Origin of the sequence: Streptomyces sp. NPDC052023, from assembly GCF_044548465.1 — a bacterium.
In the GTDB taxonomy this organism is placed as follows: domain Bacteria; phylum Actinomycetota; class Actinomycetes; order Streptomycetales; family Streptomycetaceae; genus Streptomyces.
Map to the genome: position 1 here is coordinate 127,205 of NZ_JBIUBW010000021.1, position 17,984 is coordinate 145,188.

At 70.8% G+C, this 17,984-nt stretch carries 17 protein-coding genes; 3 read left to right on the plus strand and 14 right to left on the minus strand.

Translation table 11 applies throughout. From position 1 onward, the window contains the following. Positions 1-7: 7 nt before the first annotated feature. From hemB to ACIHCM_RS31350, 6 genes are all read right to left on the minus strand, one after another. Complete coding sequence (gene hemB / locus ACIHCM_RS31325; protein WP_399903228.1) at positions 8-1,006, minus strand: porphobilinogen synthase; 999 nt, start codon at positions 1,004-1,006, stop codon at positions 8-10. A gap of 163 nt (positions 1,007-1,169) precedes the next feature. Further along, positions 1,170-2,879 (minus strand): uroporphyrinogen-III synthase, encoded by a 1,710-nt coding sequence (locus ACIHCM_RS31330; RefSeq protein ID WP_399903231.1) that lies wholly within the window; start codon positions 2,877-2,879, stop codon positions 1,170-1,172. Beyond that, positions 2,876-3,835, minus strand: a complete 960-nt coding sequence (gene hemC, locus ACIHCM_RS31335; protein ID WP_399903234.1) for a hydroxymethylbilane synthase — start codon at positions 3,833-3,835, stop codon at positions 2,876-2,878. Before hemC ends, ACIHCM_RS31330 begins: the two co-directional genes overlap by 4 nt. Then, complete coding sequence (locus tag ACIHCM_RS31340; RefSeq protein WP_399903236.1) at positions 3,832-5,550, minus strand: glutamyl-tRNA reductase; 1,719 nt, start codon at positions 5,548-5,550, stop codon at positions 3,832-3,834. The genes hemC and ACIHCM_RS31340 overlap by 4 nt, the downstream gene beginning before the upstream one ends. Beyond that, entirely contained in the window at positions 5,547-6,311 is a 765-nt protein-coding gene (locus tag ACIHCM_RS31345) for a redox-sensing transcriptional repressor Rex (protein WP_399903240.1), read from the minus strand. The genes ACIHCM_RS31340 and ACIHCM_RS31345 overlap by 4 nt, the downstream gene beginning before the upstream one ends. 268 nt (positions 6,312-6,579) lie before the next feature. Next, a complete protein-coding gene (locus ACIHCM_RS31350) occupies positions 6,580-6,888 on the minus strand; it encodes a glutaredoxin family protein (protein ID WP_399903243.1) in 309 nt (102 codons plus the stop codon). 107 nt (positions 6,889-6,995) lie between these two features. On the opposite strand from ACIHCM_RS31350, the gene ACIHCM_RS31355 reads away from it, so the two are divergent. The 3 genes from ACIHCM_RS31355 to ACIHCM_RS31365 all read left to right on the plus strand — a co-directional run bounded on the left by ACIHCM_RS31355 (position 6,996) and on the right by ACIHCM_RS31365 (position 10,646). After that, positions 6,996-7,916 (plus strand): HAD family hydrolase, encoded by a 921-nt coding sequence (locus ACIHCM_RS31355; protein WP_399903246.1) that lies wholly within the window; start codon positions 6,996-6,998, stop codon positions 7,914-7,916. A 474-nt stretch (positions 7,917-8,390) separates the two neighbouring features. Then, complete coding sequence (locus ACIHCM_RS31360; protein ID WP_399903249.1) at positions 8,391-9,161, plus strand: ECF subfamily RNA polymerase sigma factor, BldN family; 771 nt, start codon at positions 8,391-8,393, stop codon at positions 9,159-9,161. A gap of 246 nt (positions 9,162-9,407) precedes the next feature. Next, positions 9,408-10,646: a DUF5667 domain-containing protein gene (locus ACIHCM_RS31365; RefSeq protein WP_399903252.1), complete on the plus strand. Its 1,239-nt coding sequence runs from the start codon at positions 9,408-9,410 to the stop codon at positions 10,644-10,646. 88 nt (positions 10,647-10,734) lie between these two features. Here ACIHCM_RS31365 and ACIHCM_RS31370 read toward each other — a convergent pair whose 3' ends face one another. From ACIHCM_RS31370 to ACIHCM_RS31405, 8 genes are all read right to left on the minus strand, one after another. Then, positions 10,735-11,829, minus strand: a complete 1,095-nt coding sequence (locus ACIHCM_RS31370) for a lysophospholipid acyltransferase family protein (protein WP_399903255.1) — start codon at positions 11,827-11,829, stop codon at positions 10,735-10,737. 14 nt (positions 11,830-11,843) lie between these two features. Further along, the gene (locus ACIHCM_RS31375; protein ID WP_399903258.1) at positions 11,844-12,905 is read right to left on the minus strand and encodes an NAD-dependent epimerase/dehydratase family protein; all 1,062 of its coding nucleotides are present in this window, start codon (positions 12,903-12,905) and stop codon (positions 11,844-11,846) included. 278 nt (positions 12,906-13,183) lie between these two features. After that, positions 13,184-13,282 (minus strand): 30S ribosomal protein bS22, encoded by a 99-nt coding sequence (locus ACIHCM_RS31380; protein WP_003948845.1) that lies wholly within the window; start codon positions 13,280-13,282, stop codon positions 13,184-13,186. 154 nt (positions 13,283-13,436) lie between these two features. After that, on the minus strand, positions 13,437-13,652 hold the full coding sequence (locus tag ACIHCM_RS31385) for a helix-turn-helix domain-containing protein (protein ID WP_393112670.1): 216 nt from the start codon (positions 13,650-13,652) through the stop codon (positions 13,437-13,439). Positions 13,653-13,787: 135 nt separating this feature from the next. Next, the gene (locus tag ACIHCM_RS31390; RefSeq protein ID WP_399903261.1) at positions 13,788-14,621 is read right to left on the minus strand and encodes a phosphatase; all 834 of its coding nucleotides are present in this window, start codon (positions 14,619-14,621) and stop codon (positions 13,788-13,790) included. A gap of 189 nt (positions 14,622-14,810) precedes the next feature. Further along, entirely contained in the window at positions 14,811-15,986 is a 1,176-nt protein-coding gene (locus ACIHCM_RS31395) for an acetoin utilization protein AcuC (RefSeq protein WP_399903264.1), read from the minus strand. Then, the gene (locus ACIHCM_RS31400) at positions 15,937-17,154 is read right to left on the minus strand and encodes an MFS transporter (protein WP_399903266.1); all 1,218 of its coding nucleotides are present in this window, start codon (positions 17,152-17,154) and stop codon (positions 15,937-15,939) included. The genes ACIHCM_RS31395 and ACIHCM_RS31400 overlap by 50 nt, the downstream gene beginning before the upstream one ends. A gap of 78 nt (positions 17,155-17,232) precedes the next feature. After that, complete coding sequence (locus ACIHCM_RS31405) at positions 17,233-17,877, minus strand: HAD family hydrolase (RefSeq protein WP_399903269.1); 645 nt, start codon at positions 17,875-17,877, stop codon at positions 17,233-17,235. Positions 17,878-17,984 lie beyond the last annotated feature (107 nt).

A 17,984-nucleotide genomic window follows, 5' to 3' on the forward strand; every position in this document is an offset into this window, starting at 1 on the left:
GGAGCTTCTAGCCCCTTCCCAGCTTCTGGGCCACCTCGGTGGCCCAGTAGGTGAGGATGTTCTGCGCCCCGGCCCGCTTGATACCGGTCAGCGACTCCACAATGGCCCGCTCCCGGTCGATCCAGCCCTTCTCGGCGGCGGCCTCGATCATCGCGTACTCACCGGAGATCTGATAGGCGGCCACCGGCACGTCCGACACGTCCGCGACCCGCGCCAGGATGTCCAGATAGGGCCCGGCAGGCTTCACCATCACCATGTCGGCCCCCTCCTCCAGATCAAGAGCGAGTTCCCGCATCGAGTCCCCGACGTTGGCGGGATCCTGCTGATACGTCTTGCGGTCGCCCCGCAGCGAGGAGGCGACGGCCTCCCGGAAGGGCCCGTAGAACGCCGACGCGTACTTGACGGTGTAGGCGAGGACGGCCACGTCCTCCCGCCCGATCTGATCCAGGGCATCCCGGACGACCCCGACCTGCCCGTCCATCATCCCGCTGGGCCCCACGACATGAGCCCCCGCGTCGGCCTGGACCTGGGCCATCTCGGCGTACCGCTCCAGGGTCGCGTCGTTGTCGACGCGCCCGAACTCGTCGAGCACACCGCAGTGCCCATGATCGGTGGTCTCGTCGAGACAGAGATCGGACATCACCAGCAACTCGTCGCCGACCTCGGCCCGCACGTCCCGCAGGGCGACCTGCAGGATCCCGTCCGGATCGGTCCCGGGAGTCCCCACCGCGTCCTTCTTGGAGTCCTCCGGCACCCCGAACAGCATGATCCCGGAGATCCCGGCAGCCACGGCCTCGGCAGCGGCCTTCTTCAGGCTGTCCCGGGTGTGCTGCACGACCCCGGGCATGGAGGCAATGGCCACCGGTTCACTCACGCCCTCCCGCACGAACGCGGGCAGGATGAAGTCGGCGGGATGCAACCGGGTCTCGGCGACCATGCGCCGCATGACGGGCGAGGTGCGCAGCCGACGAGGACGAGAACCGGGAAAGGATCCGTACTTCGACATACGCCCACGCTACGCCCGCCCGCACTCCCCACTTACCAACACCCCGTCGGCCGGGCACAGGACCGCCCGCGACCACAGGGCGCCGCCGCACGGCGCCGGGGCACCCGACGCGAGCGGGCCGCCGCGGGCATCCAGCCCGCGGCGGCCCGCCGCCAAGCACCCGTCAGGTGGTCGTACGCCTCCGCCGAGCCCCCGGCCGCCGCTCGCTCGGCCGCGTCACCGGGTCCCCGGCTTCGAGAGCCGCGGCCCGCCGCTTCATCCCGAAGTCGGCCAGCGCCTCCGCCAGCTTGTGCACGGACGGCTCAGGAGCCATCACGTCCACCCGGAGCCCGTGCTCCTCGGCGGTCTTGGCCGTAGCGGGCCCGATGCACGCGATGACGGTCACGTTGTGCGGCTTGCCGGCGATACCCACCAGGTTCCGCACCGTGCTCGACGACGTGAAGAGCACGGCGTCGAAGCCGCCACCCTTGATCGCCTCGCGCGTCTCCGCGGGCGGCGGCGACGCCCGCACGGTCCGGTAAGCCGTGACGTCGTCGACCTCCCACCCGAGCTCGATCAGCCCGGCGACGAGTGTCTCCGTGGCGATGTCGGCCCGAGGCAGGAACACCCGGTCGATCGGGTCGAACACGGGGTCGTACGGCGGCCAGTCCTCCAGCAGCCCCGCCGCCGACTGCTCCCCGCTCGGCACCAGATCAGGCTTCACACCGAAGGCGACCAGCGCCTTCGCCGTCTGCTCCCCCACCGCGGCGACCTTGATCCCCGCGAAGGCCCGGGCGTCGAGCCCGTACTCCTCGAACTTCTCCCGGACCGCCTTCACGGCGTTCACCGAAGTGAAAGCGATCCACTCGTAGCGGCCCGTCACCAGCCCCTTGACCGCCCGCTCCATCTGCTGAGGCGTCCGCGGCGGCTCGACGGCGATCGTCGGCACCTCGTGCGGCACGGCCCCGTACGACCGCAGCTGGTCGGAGAGCGAGGCCGCCTGCTCCTTGGTCCGCGGCACGAGCACCTTCCAGCCGAACAGCGGCTTGGACTCGAACCACGACAACTGCTCACGCCGAGCCGCGGCGGAACGCTCCCCGACCACGGCTATCACGGGCCGCCCGCCCTCCGGCGAGGGCAGCACCTTCGCCTGCTTCAGGGTCTGGGCGATCGTCCCGAGCGTCGCGGTCCACGTCCGCTGCCGCGTCGTGGTCCCCGCGACCGTCACGGTCAGCGGCGTGTCGGGCTTGCGCCCCGCGGACACCAGCTCACCGGCGGCGGAAGCCACGGCGTCGAGCGACGTCGACACGACCACGGTCCCGTCGGACGCCCCGACCTCGGTCCAGCACCGGTCGGAGGCCGTCCGGGCATCGACGAACCGGACGTCCGCCCCCTGGGCGTCCCGCAACGGCACACCGGCGTACGCCGGCACCCCGACCGCGGCCGCGACACCGGGCACGACCTCGAACGGCACACCCGCCGCGGCGCAGGCGAGCATCTCCTCGGCGGCGTAGGTATCCAGTCCGGGGTCCCCGGACACCGCACGCACCACCCGCCTGCCGCCCCGCGCGGCCTCCATGACAAGATGTGCGGCATCCCGCACCGCGGGGGCCCCGACGGTTGCTGACGTACCGTCAACAACCGTCAGCTGAGGCGTGCCTGAGCCCGGACCGAGGTCCGGGGAAGGACCCGGCTCCGTGTTCACGACGGCGACGCCGGGCCTGGCGTGCGTACGTACCACGTCGAGCACTTCGTGCTCGGCGACGATGACGTCCGCGTTCGCCAGCGCCTCGACAGCGCGCAGAGTCAGCAGTCCCGGATCCCCGGGTCCGGCACCGAGAAAGGTGACGTGCCCGTGTTCCGGACCGGCGGCGGGAAGGGTGGTGGGGCTCACTGTGCTCGCTCCCCCATCAGACCGGCCGCGCCCTGGGCGAGCATCTCGGCGGCGAGTTCGCGGCCGAGTGCCACTGCCCGGTCGTGCGTGTCGGGCACGGGACCGGTGGTGGACAGCTGCACCGTGCGGGAACCGTCGGTCGTGCCGACGACGCCCCGCAGGCGCATTTCCTTGACAATCTGCCCGTCGGCCAGGAGGTCGGCCAGCGCGCCCACAGGGGCGCTGCAACCGGCCTCCAGGGCGGCGAGCAGGGACCGCTCGGCGGTCACGGCGGCCCGCGTCAACGGGTCGTCGAGCTCGCCGAGCATGGCGACCAGGTCCGCGTTGTGCGCGGCGCACTCGATCGCCAGTGCCCCCTGGCCGGGGGCGGGCAGAACCGTGTCGACCGACAGGAAGTCGGTCACCTCGTCGATCCGGCCGATCCGCTGCAGTCCGGCGGCGGCCAGTACGACGGCGTCGAGCTCGCCCTTGTGGACGTACCCGATCCGGGTGTCGACGTTGCCGCGGATCGGCACCGTCTCGATGTCCAGCCCGTGGCCGCGCGCGTACGCGTTCAGCTGCGCCATCCGGCGCGGCGAACCGGTGCCGACGCGGGCCCCGCGCGGCAGGTCGGTGAACTTCAGCGCGTCCCGGGCGACGATCACGTCCCGCGGGTCCTCGCGCAGCGGGACGGCGGCCAGCGCCAGGTCCTCGGGCTGCGTGGTCGGCAGGTCCTTCAGCGAGTGCACGGCGAAGTCGACGTCACCTCGCAGCAGCGCGTCGCGCAGCGCGGTCACGAACACACCGGTGCCGCCGATCTGCGCGAGGTGCTCGCGCGAGACATCGCCGTACGTGGTGATCTCGACGAGCTCGACGGGCCGTCCGGTCACCTGGCTCACGGCTTCCGCCACCTGCCCGGACTGGGCCATGGCGAGCTTGCTCCGCCTGGTCCCCAGCCTCAGTGCCTTCTCAGTCATGCCGGCCCTCGGTTCTGTGCGTTCTTCTCCATGCTTTCCTCGGCGCGGGAGACGGAGGCCACCGTCTCGGGGTCGAGGTCGAACAGGGTGCGCAGCGCGTCCGCGTACCCGGCACCGCCTGGCTCTGCCGCGAGCTGCTTCACCCGTACGGTCGGCGCGTGCAGCAGCTTGTCGACGACCCGGTGCACGGCCTGCCGGATCTCGCCGCGCTGCTTGTCGTCCAGACCCGGCAGCCGCCCGTCCAGCCGGGCGATCTCGCCGGCCACGACATCGGCGGCCATCGTCCGCAGCGCGACCACGGTCGGCGTGATGTGCGCGGCCCGCTGGGCGGCCCCGAACGCCGCCACTTCGTCGGAGACGATGTGGCGCACCTGGTCGACGTCGGCCGCCATCGGAGCGTCCGCGGAGGCCTCGGCGAGCGACTCGATGTCGACGAGCCGCACGCCGGCCAGCCGGTGCACGGCCGCGTCGATGTCCCGCGGCATCGCGAGGTCGAGCAGGTACAGGACCGGCTCGGGGCGCGGCACCTCGGCGACCGGCTCGGGCTTGCGGTACTCGGGGATCCGGCCGGTTCTGGCGACGGTCGCGGCCAGCGCGGTGATCAGTTCGGGCGTCACCTCGGGAGTGCGGCGCGCCGCCTCCCGTCGCTCGACCGCGCTGCCGGCGGCCCAGGCGGCGTGCTGCTCCAGCGTCGCCGCGTCCATGCCGGCCACGGCGGCCTCCCCCATCACGGAGAAGCCGGGAGCGGTCAGGTCCAGGGGGCAGTTCTCGTCGGCCCCCACGGAAGTGGGCGGCAACGGCGTCTGCCGTGCGTCCGTCTTCGGCGTCGCGGGGGACTGCGCGGCCGTCTCCTCGACCTGCGCGGGGCGGCCGGTGCGGCCCTCGACCGCGGCCGCGATCTCCTCCGCCTGCATGACCAGACCCGTGGCTCCGGTGCAGGAGACCGCGATGTCGGCACGTGTCAGCTCGGCCCGCACCGAATCCATCGGTACCGCCCGGGCCACCACGTCCGTGTCGTCGGCCTGGTTCAGGATCTGCGCCAGGCGCTCGGCCCGGTCGAGGGTGCGGTTGGCGATGACGATCTCGCCGACCCCCGCCCGCGCCAGCGTCGCCGCGGCCAGCGACGACATCGAGCCGGCGCCGACGACCAGCGCGCGCTTGCCCCGCGCCCACTTCTCCACGGCCGCGCCGGAGGTCAGCTGCTCCAGGCCGAAGGTGACCAGGGACTGCCCGGCCCGGTCGATGCCGGTCTCGGTGTGGGCGCGCTTGCCGACCCGCAGCGCCTTCTGGAACAGGTCGTTCAGCAGCCGCCCGGCGGTGTGCAGCTCCTGCGCACGGGCCAGCGAGTCCTTTATCTGGCCGAGGATCTGGCCCTCGCCGACGACCATCGAGTCCAGCCCGCACGCCACCGAGAACAGGTGGTGGACGGCCCGGTCCTCGTAGTGCACGTAGAGGTACGGCGTGAGCTCGTCCAGTCCGACCCCGCTGTGCTGGGCGAGCAGCGTGGACAGCTCGGCGACACCGGCGTGGAACTTGTCCACGTCGGCGTACAGCTCGATGCGGTTGCAGGTGGCGAGCACCCCGGCCTCGGTGGCGGGTTCGGCGGCGACGGTGTCCTGCACCAGCTTGGCCTGGGCGTCCGTGCTCAGGGCGGCCCGCTCCAGCACGCTGACCGGAGCGCTGCGGTGACTCAGTCCGACGACGAGCAGACTCATGCCGGCATCACGGCGGGTACGTCCCCGTCGGGCCCCTTGTCGGCGGACTGCTTGCGGGCGGTGGCGGCCGGGGCGTCGCCGTCGGGCGTCGCGGCCTCCTCGCCGGCCTTGCGCTGCTCGTGGAAGGCGAGGATCTGCAGCTCGATGGAGAGGTCCACCTTGCGCACGTCGACGCCGTCCGGCACGGACAGCACGGTCGGCGCGAAGTTCAGGATGGACGTGACACCGGCGGCGACCAGCCGCTCGCACACCTGCTGGGCGGCGCCCGCGGGGGTCGCGATCACGCCGATCGACACGCCGTTGTCCTGGATGATCTTCTCCAGGTCGTCGGTGTGCTGCACCGGGATCCCGGCGACCGCACGGCCGGTGAGCGCGGCGTCGGCGTCGATGAGCGCGGCGACCCGGAAGCCACGGGAGGCGAAGCCGCCGTAGTTGGCGAGCGCGGCACCGAGGTTACCGATACCGACGATCACAACCGGCCAGTCCTGGGTGAGGCCGAGTTCGCGGGAGATCTGGTAGACGAGATACTCGACGTCGTAACCGACACCACGGGTGCCGTAGGAGCCGAGGTAGGAGAAGTCCTTGCGGAGCTTCGCGGAGTTGACTCCGGCCGCGGCCGCCAGTTCCTCCGACGAGACCGTGGGTACCGAGCGCTCCGACAGCGCGGTCAGGGCTCGGAGGTACAGCGGAAGACGGGCGACGGTGGCCTCGGGAATCCCTCGGCTACGGGTCGCCGGTCGGTGAGTTCGGCCAGTTGCCACGGTGCTCCTGCGGGTAGAGCGGGGCTTCGGGCGGTCATACGTCCCCGGACCGCCCCGTCGAATGCAGGCTATGTCTTTGTGAACGCGTGCACAAAGATGGTGTCCGATTTGCCCGGCCAACGTGACCGGGGTCACGCGTACTCCGTGAGGGGGTGAGAAGGGGGCCACAATCGAACACACTCCTGAAAAAGTTCCCGCCCCCGAGACCAGGTCGCCGTCGATCCTAAGCCAGACCGAGCGCCCGGTCAGGCCGTGAGCTACTGGGGAGTCACCCGGTGAGGGCCCTGCGGAGGCGGCCCTCGTCCACGCGCCAGAACGTGTGCTGCTCGCCGTCCACCAGTACGACAGGGATCTGTTCCCAGTACTTCTCGTGGAGGTCCTGGTCCTCGGTGATGTCCTTCTGCTCCCACGACACACCGAGATCGGCACAGACCTTCTCGATCACGATCTGTGCGTCATCACACAGATGGCAGCCGGGCTTGCGGACGAGCGTGACGAGGCGATCCTGGGGCGCGGCGGCGGGCGCCACGCCCGGGGTGGCGGACTTGCGGCGGAAAATCGGGCTCATGCCTGCCATTCTCGCGCCACGCCGGGCGGTCCGTTTAACGGTGCCGACGCGGAGAGTTCACTGCGTTCCAACCTCGCGCCTCCGGAACCTCCGAACGAAATGGCTATGCTCACGCCATGGCCGCTCTCGGATGGCTCACTCCCCGTAGGCGCTCCGCCACGGCGCGGAGCGTGTTGGCAGGCGAGGCCGCGGCGGAGGCCGCGCGCAAGACACAGGACACCTCCGTCGTCGCCGGCGGCGGCGAGCCTGAGTTCCCCGTGCGCGGCGACGACCAGGCCGCCGCGTTCTTCGACCTCGACAACACCGTGATGCAGGGCGCCGCGCTGTTCCACTACGGGCGGGGACTGTACAAGCGGAAGTTCTTCGAGACCCGTGATCTCGCGAAGTTCGCCTGGCAGCAGGCGTGGTTCCGGCTGGCCGGATTCGAGGACCCCGACCACATGCAGGACGTGCGGGAGTCGGCGCTGTCGATCGTGAAGGGGCACCGGGTCGCCGAGCTCCAGTCGATCGGCGAGGAGATCTACGACGAGTACATGGCCGAGCGGATCTGGCCGGGCACGCGTGCGCTGGCGCAGGCGCACCTGGACGCCGGGCAGAAGGTGTGGCTGGTGACGGCCGCCCCGGTCGAGATCGCGCAGGTCATCGCGCGGCGGCTGGGCCTCACCGGCGCGCTCGGAACCGTGGCGGAGTCGGTGGCCGGCGTGTACACGGGCAAGCTGGTGGGCGAGCCGCTGCACGGCCCGGCGAAGGCGGAGGCGGTGCGGGCGCTGGCCGCGGCGGAGGGGCTGGACCTGTCACGCTGCGCGGCGTACAGCGACTCCCACAACGACATCCCGATGCTCTCCCTGGTGGGACACCCGTACGCCATCAACCCCGACAGCAAGCTGCGCAAACACGCCCGGGAGCAGGACTGGCGCCTGCGGGACTACCGCACCGGGCGCAAGGCGGCGAAGGTCGGGATCCCGGCCGCCGCGGGAGTGGGCGCCGTCGCCGGGGGGACCGCGGCGGCGATCGCGCTGCATCGCCGCCGCCGTTAGGCCCCGCGTCGGCCCCACGGCTCCACGGCCCGCCGTACGCACGTGCGGCGGTGGGCCGGCCATGCGACGCGCCGTGAAGGGCAGCGCCCTGGACGCGGACGGCACCCCGTCGTGCCGGGCCGCTCGACCACCTCGACCCCGGGCGCAACGCCGAGCACTTTCGAAACGCCGGGCAATCCAGACCCCGTACCCACGCCGGGCACCTTCCAGTCCCCCCACCCGCACCCGGCCACAACACGCCCCGTACCGACCCTGAAGTCGAGCCCGTTCGATCAACAACCTGTCACTCTGCGGCACTTGATCGGCCGTCAATCGGTTACGGAAGCGACGTAATCGATGATTTGAGCAACTGGGCGTAGCAGTGCCTGTACGAAGCGTTATTCTCCTCAGACGCAAACCGGTACCCCTCTCGTCGCTACGACGGGTGAAAGGTCCCGCACTGCACGTGATGGAAGCTCTGCCTCTGGGAGTCCCGTGTACCCACACGTCGGGGTTGACGCCTCGGGCCTGGCTACGCTGCGCGCAACGGTCCACGACCTGTTGCGCGGCTTCGTCCCCACCGCGTACGCCGTCCCCGCATTCACCACCGCCGCGCCGGTCGGCCCGTGCTACGCACTGGCCGACGGCAGCGCCGCGGTCGGCAGACGTGGCCGCGCCTCCGGTGCCGCCACCGCACGGCGTCCGGCCGCCGACAGCGACAGCGCCCGGATGATGGACCTCGTGGAGCGCGCCCAGGCCGGCGAGGCCGACGCCTTCGGCCGCCTCTACGACCAGTACAGCGACACCGTGTACCGCTACATCTACTACCGGGTAGGCGGCAAGGCGACCGCCGAGGACCTGACGAGCGAGACCTTTCTGCGGGCACTGCGCAGGATCGGTACGTTCACCTGGCAGGGTCGCGACTTCGGCGCATGGCTGGTCACCATCGCGCGGAACCTGGTCGCCGACCACTTCAAATCCAGTCGGTTCCGGCTGGAAGTGACCACCGGCGAGATGCTCGACGCCAACGAGGTCGAACGCTCACCGGAGGACTCCGTGCTGGAGTCCCTCTCGAACGCCGCACTGCTGGACGCGGTACGCCGGCTCAACCCCCAGCAGCAGGAGTGCGTCACGCTCCGCTTCCTCCAGGGCCTCTCGGTGGCCGAGACCGCCCGCGTGATGGGCAAGAACGAGGGCGCCATCAAGACCCTGCAGTACCGCGCGGTGCGCACCCTCGCCCGTCTCCTCCCCGACGACGCCCGCTGAGCGCCGCATCCGAAGAAACACGCTCCGCAATCCCCAACTCACCATCGGTCAAAGACTGTTGACTTCGCCGCCCGTTCCTCCTCGGTCCGTAACCCAAGTGCCGCGCCGCTCGTTGTGCGGGATGCAGGCTCCCTGTGGTCACTCCCTGGCCGACTCCGACCCCTCGATCGTGTGGTTGTGGCCGGGGCGTGCAACCCTCAGGACCCCCTGGGGAGTCGACCGTCTTGACGAGAGGAGGTGCCGCCAGTGATCGCGAACGTATCGGCGCACCGGCGGGCGAACGCCTTCGCCCAGGCCCTGGAGGAGCAGTCCGATCGGGGCACGGCGGCCGAGCAGCCCGAGGAATCGGCCCCGGCTGCTACGGAACAACCGACCGAGCAGGGCCGCCTGTTGGCCCTCACGGCCGGTCTTGGCGCGTTGCCCAAGCCGGAGCTGGATCCCGAGGTCAAGGTCGTCCAGCGGGCGCAGCTGGTCGCTCAGTTCGAGGCCATGCTCCAGGGAGGCGGCGCGGCGGCATCCGGGCCCGACGTCCCCGAGCAGCGCTCCGCGCGGGGCCGGGGCGCCCACAGGGCCGCACCGCTGGGCAAGTTCCGCCCGCGTACGCGCCTGGCCAAGGGCCTCACCGCCGGCGGCCTCAGCGTAGGTGTCGCCGCCAGTGCCTTCGGCGGAGTGGCCGCCGCCAGCGGAGAGGCACTCCCCGGTGACTCGCTGTACGGGCTGAAGCGCGGCATCGAGGACTTCAAGCTCGGCCTCGCCGACGGCGACGACGAGCGCGGCCACATGTACCTCGACCAGGCGTCCACCCGGCTGAGCGAGGCCCGTCGGCTGATGGAGCGCGGCCGCAGCGGCCCCCTCGACCACGAGTCGCTCGGTGAGATCCGCCGTGCCCTGTCCGGTATGACGCACGACGCCTCCGAGGGCCGCCGGCTGCTGGCCGCGGCGTACGAACGCGATCCCGAGTCGCTGGGCCCCATCCAGGCGCTCTCCGCGTTCTCCCGCTCGCACCGCGACGCCTGGGGCGCCCTGCGCGAGCGGCTTCCGGTGCAGCTCGGCGATGTGAGTGAGCAGGTGTCGTCGGTGTTCGACGCCATAGACCAGGAAGTCGCCCCGCTGCAGTCCCTGCTGCCGCAGCCCCCCGCCCAGGGCGGCGCCGGCGAGGACCACAAGAGGCGCGGCCCCGGCAGCGGGCCAGCCACGGGAGCCACCGAGTCCGGACGCGGCTCGACGGCACCCAGCAGCGGCAGCGGCTCCTCGGACAGCGACCGCACCGGCAGCGACGGCCCGAGCCGGTCCGCCGAGACCGGCGACGAGTCCGACGGCCTGCTCGGTGGCAACACCGGAGGCCTGCTCGACCCGCCGAAGGACATCGGCAGCGCCTCTCCGTCCCAGAGCAGGCCACCGGCCACCGAGCCCGACATCACGGTGCCGCCGCTGCTCCCGGGTCTGCTGCCCGGCCTCGGCCTCGACGCCGAGGACGCCGAGTAGTTCTTCGGGCCTACGGCTGTGGGGGCGTCCCTCGTGAGAGGGGCGCCCCCGTTGTCGTATCCGCGCCGCGGTGATCCGCTGGACGCGGTCAGAAGAAGACCGAGCGGCGCTGCACCAGCAGTTTGTACAGCGTGTGCTGGATCTGCTCCCTGACCTGGTCGGTCAGGTTGAACATCAGCATCGGATCCTCGGCTGCCTCCGGCGGATAGCCGTCGGTGGGGATGGGCTCGCCGAACTGGATCGTCCACTTGGTGGGCAGGGGGATCGCACCGAGGGGGCCCAGCCACGGAAAGGTGGGCGTCAGCGGGAAGTACGGGAAGCCCAGGAGGCGCGCGAGCGTCTTCGCGTTGCCGAGCATCGGATAGATCTCCTCCGCGCCCACGATCGAGCACGGGACGATCGGAGTGCCCTGCCGCAGCGCGGTGGAGACGAAGCCGCCACGGCCGAAGCGCTGGAGCTTGTAGCGCTCGCTGAAGGGCTTGCCGATGCCCTTGAAGCCCTCCGGCATCACGCCGACGAGTTCACCCTGCCCGAGGAGGCGTTCGGCGTCCTCCGCGCAGGCGAGGGTGTGGCCGAGCTTGCGGGCGAGTTCGTTGACGACCGGGAGGACGAAGACCAGGTCGGCGGCGAGCAGACGCAGATGCCGGCCGGCCGGATGGTGGTCGTGCACGGCGACCTGCATCATCAGGCCGTCCAGCGGGAGGGTGCCGGAGTGGTTGGCGACGATCAGGGCGCCGCCCTCGGACGGGATGTTCTCGATGCCCTTCACCTCGACCCGGAAGTACTTCTCGTACACCGGGCGCAGCAGGGACATCAGGACCTGGTCGGTGAGTTCGGCGTCGTAGCCGAAGTCGTCGACCTCGTAGTCGCCGGTGAGACGGCGGCGCAGGAAGGCGAGGCCCGCGGCGACGCGCTTCTCCAGGCCGCCCTCGTCCGGGGGCCGCTGCTCGTCCTCGCAGGGCACTTCCGGCCGCTGTTCCTCGTCGGGCACGGGAACATCATCCTGCGCACGCGCGCGGCCGGGCAGGGGCTGGACATCACCCACCTCGCCCATTTCCCGGACCCGTGCGGACTCCCCGCCGGGCCGTCGGCTCCCCCCGCTCCGGCCGCGCCGCGGCGGCCGCTGCGCGGCGCTCCCGCGGGACCGGTCGTCGTCGAACGGAATGACCTTGGCGTCCGCCATCGTTGATGCGCTCCTCAGTTGGCGCTCTTCGTCGGGGGGTGGCCGCCGCCCGCGACAGGCAGTGCGGCGATGCGGGCGACCGCCCCCGCAAGGGCCTCGGGCGGCAGAAGTCCAGGTCCGCGGCTTCGCGCGAAGTCCGCAAACGTTTCCGCAGTGGTGTACTTCGGCTGGAACCCCAGCGTCTCGCGCATCTGGGTCGTGTCCACCACCCGGCCATGGGTCAGCAGTCGGATCTGCTCCGGTGAGAAGTCCGTCATGCCCAGAGTACGCACCAATGAGCCGGTCCACGTGACGGCGGGCAGCAGCAACGGCAGGGTGGGGCGGCCGAGCCGCCGGGAGCACTGGGAGAGCAGCACGACGCCGTCACCGGCGATGTTGAACGTGCCGCTGTTGAGGGTGCCGCGGCGCGGCTCGTGCGAGGCGATGCGCAGCACCTCGATCACGTCGTCCTCGTGCACGAACTGCAGCCGCGGGTCGTAGCCGAGGACGGTCGGCAGCACCGGCAGCGAGAAGTACGAGGCGAGCGGGGAGTCGGCGCTCGGGCCGAGGATGTTGGCGAACCGCAGCACGCACACCGCCACGTCCGGCCGGCGGCGCGCGAACCCGCGGACGTACCCCTCGACCTCCACCGTGTCCTTGGCGAAGCCTCCGCTGGGCAGCGACTTGGGCGGGGTCGTCTCACTGAACACGGCCGGGTCGCGCGGCGCCGACCCGTAGACGTTGGTGCTGGACTTCACCACCAGCCGCCGCACCGTGGGGGACTTCTGGCAGGCGCCGAGCAGCTGCATCGTCCCGATGACGTTGGTCTCCTTGACCGTGGCCCGGTTGCCGCTGCCCAGCGCGGTGGCGGTGACGTCCATGTGGACGACCGTGTCGGCGGCCGTCTCGGCCAGCACGCGCGCGATGGTGGGCTGCCGGATGTCGGCCCGGATGAAGTCCGCGCCGCCCAGATGGTGCTCGGGAGGTACCGCGTCCACGGCGACGACCCGTTCCACCTCGGGGTCCCGCTGGATCCGTCGTACGAACCGGCCCCCCAGCTGGCGGGCCACTCCGGTCACGAGCACGACCTTGCCCAAGATCCGCGCCTTCCTTCCAGCCCTCGTACCGCTGCCGAGTTCCCGTCTGCGGTCAACCTAGCGGTTAGTTGTTGCGCTGTGATGACTGCCTGCTGCAGCAGGTGACGGGAAATCTCGGTCGTACGACCAGAGTCTCCCGTGCACGGGAGCAGGCATACGCGCGCGGCCTGCGCCGGAATATGCGTGTGGCCCCCCACCGGACGGGGTGGGGGGCCACAGCCACGCTTTCGCGGCGTTGCGGTGCGTCGATCTACCGCTTGTGTTGCTTCTAAAAGCGGTTACTTCTTGTTACGACGCTGAACGCGCGTGCGCTTGAGCAGCTTGCGGTGCTTCTTCTTGGCCATCCGCTTGCGCCGCTTCTTGATAACAGAGCCCACGACTACCCTCGCTCACTTCTCATCACTCGGTGTTTGGGCGCCATGGGCCCACACGACCTACGAGGGGCTAGCCTACCCGCCCGAGCGCTGAGGTCGTAATCGAGGTGCACGGGGAGACCGGAAAGTGCCCTGAGCCGATCTCCCCGGATCGCCGTCAGGCGGTTTCCACCCCCACATAGCTGTCACGGAGGTACTCGTGAACCGCGTTCTCGGGGACGCGGAACGACCGCCCCACCCTGATCGCGGGCAGATGGCCGCTGTGCACCAAGCGGTACACGGTCATCTTCGACACTCGCATCACCGCGGCAACTTCCGCCACGGTAAGGAACTGGACCTCGCTCAGAGGCCTCTGATCTCCAGTTGCAGCCATGACACACCTGTACCTTCCGCACTCGACTTCGACGGCCACCGGCTTCCCCTTCCGGTGACTCTTCGTCGCTGCGTGCTCACTCCCCAGACTAGGGGCGGGTGATGCGAGTGGGGAAGAGGTGCACCGATCGGCGGCCTACTGTGACAGACACGCCCGATTGAGTACGTAGCGGGTAAGCGGCCGGTAGTAATCCGACCGCACTGCGTCATCAAGTGGAACGACCACCGCCACCCGCCCCTCGGCCTCGCCGACGAACGGCGCCGGATCGTTGGTGTCGGCCAGGCCGATGGCCTCGAACCCCAGCTGACCTGCACCGCAAACCCATCCGTGGTCCCCTACGACCAGCTCCGGGAGGGGCCCGCCGGCCTCGGCGACCGCGTCCAGAACGGTTCGAACCGGGAGGGGGGAATGAGTGTGTGCGCCGGTCGCACAACAGGGGCCGGGCGCGCCGGGTTCCTGCACCATCGCGACGCCTCGTACGTAGCCGAGGTTGTACGTGCGTAGGCCGAACCTAGTCGTTATGTCGACAGAGCGACCCTTCGCCGGTGTGAGGACGGCACATCCGGCCGCCGACAAGGCGTCCGCCAGCGCGCCGTAGAAACCGAGCAGCCGGTGCGGGTGACCGGTCCCGAGCAACACGGGAGCACCACGCTCCGCGACGGCGGCGAGCCGTTCGGAGAACGCCTCCAGGGCGGCGAGCGTCAGTTCCGGGTCAATCACGTCCTGGCCGGAAACACACCTCGGATCGGCGGACACCCCGCACTTGTCCGCCATCAGCTCGATCACATCCCGCTCGGTCCACGCCCGTTCGGGATCAATCCCGATCAGCAACCGGGGATCACGGGCCGCGAACCCCCGATAGCTCCGCAGACTCTCCTCTCGCGCGGTCGCCACGACCCCGGCCAGCCGAGCGGCCAGGAGATGCGCACGCAGTCGGGCTCGGGCAGCGGGCGGGGTGAGGATGGGCATGGGGGGATGGTGGCGGACCTGGGTGGGGAGGTGGGGCGGGAACGGGGATACGGGGCTCGGTTGGCGTAATGGAGCCGCCATCTACCGCGGCGGCGCCGGCCCTCACCGCCAGGCGGGCCAGGCACCCCCTGGGCCGGCAGGCCCCTGCCCCGGCACGCCGCTGGGCCGGCAACCCTGAGGCCGGCCCCTTCAGGCCAGCAGCCCCCGCAGCGGAAACGCGGCCCGGCGAGTAGCCAGCACTGCCTGATCCAGCCGGTCCGCAGGGTCGTACCCCGCCTCCCACTCCCGCCACTCCACCGGCCACCGCCCGTCGGTCATCCGCGACGGTGCCAACTGCCGCGTACGGGCGAAGACCTCCTGCCGCCACCCCTCGGGAATCATCGACTCGGGCGCCACCTCCCGCCCGGCCGCGATTCCCACCAGATGGGTCCAGGACCGCGGCACCACATCCACCACCGCGTAACCGCCCCCGCCCAGGGCCACCCAGCGGCCCCCGGCGTACTCGTGCGCCAGTTCATGGCAGGCGACCTGCACGGCCCGCTGCGCGTCCAGGGAAACCGCCAGGTGCGCGAGAGGATCCTCGAAATGCGTGTCGGCACCGTGCTGCGTCACCAGCACCTGCGGCCGGAACCCGGCCACAAGCTCCGGCACCACCGCATGGAACGCCCGCAGCCACCCGGCATCCCCCGTCCCCGCGGGCAACGCCACATTCACCGCCGACCCCGCGGCAGGCCCCTCCGCTCCCGTCTCCTCCGGCCACCCGGTCTGCGGAAACAGGGTCCGGGGATGCTCGTGCAGCGAGATCGTCAGTACCCGCGGGTCCTCCCAGAACGCCGCCTGCACACCGTCGCCGTGGTGCACGTCGACATCCACATAGGCCACCCGCTCCGCACCCAGCTCCAGCAACCGGGCGATGGCCAGCGAGGCGTCGTTGTAGATGCAGAACCCCGACGCCGCCGCCGGCATCGCATGATGCAGCCCACCCGCGAAGTTCACCGCGTGCAGCGCGCCCCCCCGCCACACGGCCTCCGCGGCCCCCACCGACTGCCCCGCGATCAGCGCCGACACCTCATGCATCCCGGCGAACGCGGGATCGTCCAACGTCCCCAGCCCGTACGACTGATCGGCCGCCCGCGGGTCCGCAGAGGCGGCCTTCACGGCCCCGATGTAGTCCTCCCGGTGCACCAGCCGCAGCGTCGACTCCCCCGCCGACTTCGCCGCCACTACGTCCAGCTCGCGATCGAGCCCGAACGCCTCGACCAGTCTCCGGGTCAGCGCCAGCCGGACCGGATCCATGGGATGGTCCGGCCCGAAGTCATAGCCCGTTACTGCCTCGTCCCACATCAGCTGTGCGCGGCCGCTCATGCCCGCCACCGTATCGGTACGGTTGAGCGGCGAACGACCGGGCGTACACGAGTGTCACCAGCACCAACACCATCGGCACGAGCATCGCGCCCCGATAGCTCCAGGCATCGCCCAGCGCCCCCACCAACGGCGAACCGATCAAAAACCCTACATAGTTGAAGATATTGAGCCGCGCCACGGCCGCGTCAGAGGCCCCGGGAAACAATCTCCCACCCGCCGCGAACGTCTGCGGCACCAGCACACACAACCCCAGCCCCACCAAGGTGAACCCGGCCATTCCGGCCCACGCCCCGGGCGCCCCCGCCACCACCGCGAACCCCACCGCGGCGACGACTGCCCCGCCCCGTACGACCCGCACGGCGCCGAACCGCCGCACCCCGAAGTCCCCCAGCGCCCGCCCCACGAGAGTGGTGACCATGTAGACGTTGTAGGGAACCGTCGCCATCTGCTCCGAGCTCCCCAGCACGTCCTGCAAGTACTTCGCACTCCAGTTGGAAACGGTCGCGTCCCCGATGTACGCGAAGGTCATCACCAGACACAAGGGCAGCAGCGCCCGGAAGACGACGCCGCCCGCCTCACCGGCGCCCGCACCGGCACCCGCCTCGGCGCCACCCCCGTCGACGTACCACCGGCTCCCCACCAGCGCCGCCGGCACCAGCACCCCCACCACCGGCAGATATGACACGACCAGCGCCAGCCCCCAGTGCGCCCCCACCCACGCCAACGATGCCCCTACGATCCCGCCCAGGCTGTACGCGGCATGGAAGCCGAGCATGATGCTGCGCCCGTACGACCGCTGCAGGCTCACCCCCAGCATGTTCATCGAGGCATCCAGCGCCCCCACCGCGAGCCCGAACGCGGCGAGCGCCACCGCCAGCTCCACCATCCGCTCACCGGCGCCCACCCCCAGCAGCGCCAGCAGCACCACCGGCTGGGACCACCGCAGCACCGAGCTGGGCCGTATGCGCCTCACCAGCCGCTCCGTCGCCACGCTCCCGACGCCGGCCAGCACCGGCACCGCGGCCAGAAACGCCGGCAGCAGCGCGTCGGAGACTCCGTACCGGTCCTGGATGGCCGGAATCCGCGTCACCAGAAGTGCGAACGCAACGCCCTGGGCGAAGAAGCCGAACGCCAACGAGGCCCTACCGCGCCGCAGCACACGAGTCATGGCGGCGAGCGTAGGGCCCCGAGGTACCGCTCGGTATATCCAGCCAAAGATGAATTCTCCTCAGCTTCAGGACCGGGCTCAGATCAGCAGCTCCGCCAACTCCCCCATGTCGCCGAAGAGTCGCGTCGCCCCACTCAGCCTCGCCGCCGGCGTCATGGCGGTGAACCCGTACACATCCATCCCGGCCGCGACCGCCGCCCGCACCCCCAGCGGACTGTCCTCGACGACGACACACCGCTCCGGCGCCACTCCCATCCGCTCGGCCGCGTACAGGAAGAGATCAGGCGCCGGCTTCCCACGCCCCACATCCTCGGAACTGAAGATCCGCCCATCATCGAACCACCGCTCGAGCCCAGCCGCGCGATGCCCCACCCTGATCCGCTCATGACTCCCGGACGAGGCCACGCAGTACGGCACCCCCTCCGCCACCAGCTTCCCGAGTACGTCCACGGCGCCGGGCACCGCCTTCAACTCCCGCTCGAAAGCGGCGAACACCCGACCGTGGAAGACGTCGTCGAAGTCACCCGGCAACCGCTGCCCGGTCCGCTCCGCCACCAGGTCGTGCACGCGGTGCATGGCGGCGCCCATGTAGTCGCGCAGGGAGTCCTCGTAGGAGGTCGGATGCCCGAGCTCGGTGAGATAGGCCGCCAAAAGCCGGTTGGAGAGGGGCTCGCTGTCGACGAGAACGCCGTCATTGTCGAAGATCACCATGTCATAGCGCATACGTGAACCCTAAACGCAGAAAACCCCGCATCCGAAGATGCGGGGTTTTCCTCAATATTTGTTCGGCGGCGTCCTACTCTCCCACAGGGTCCCCCCTGCAGTACCAT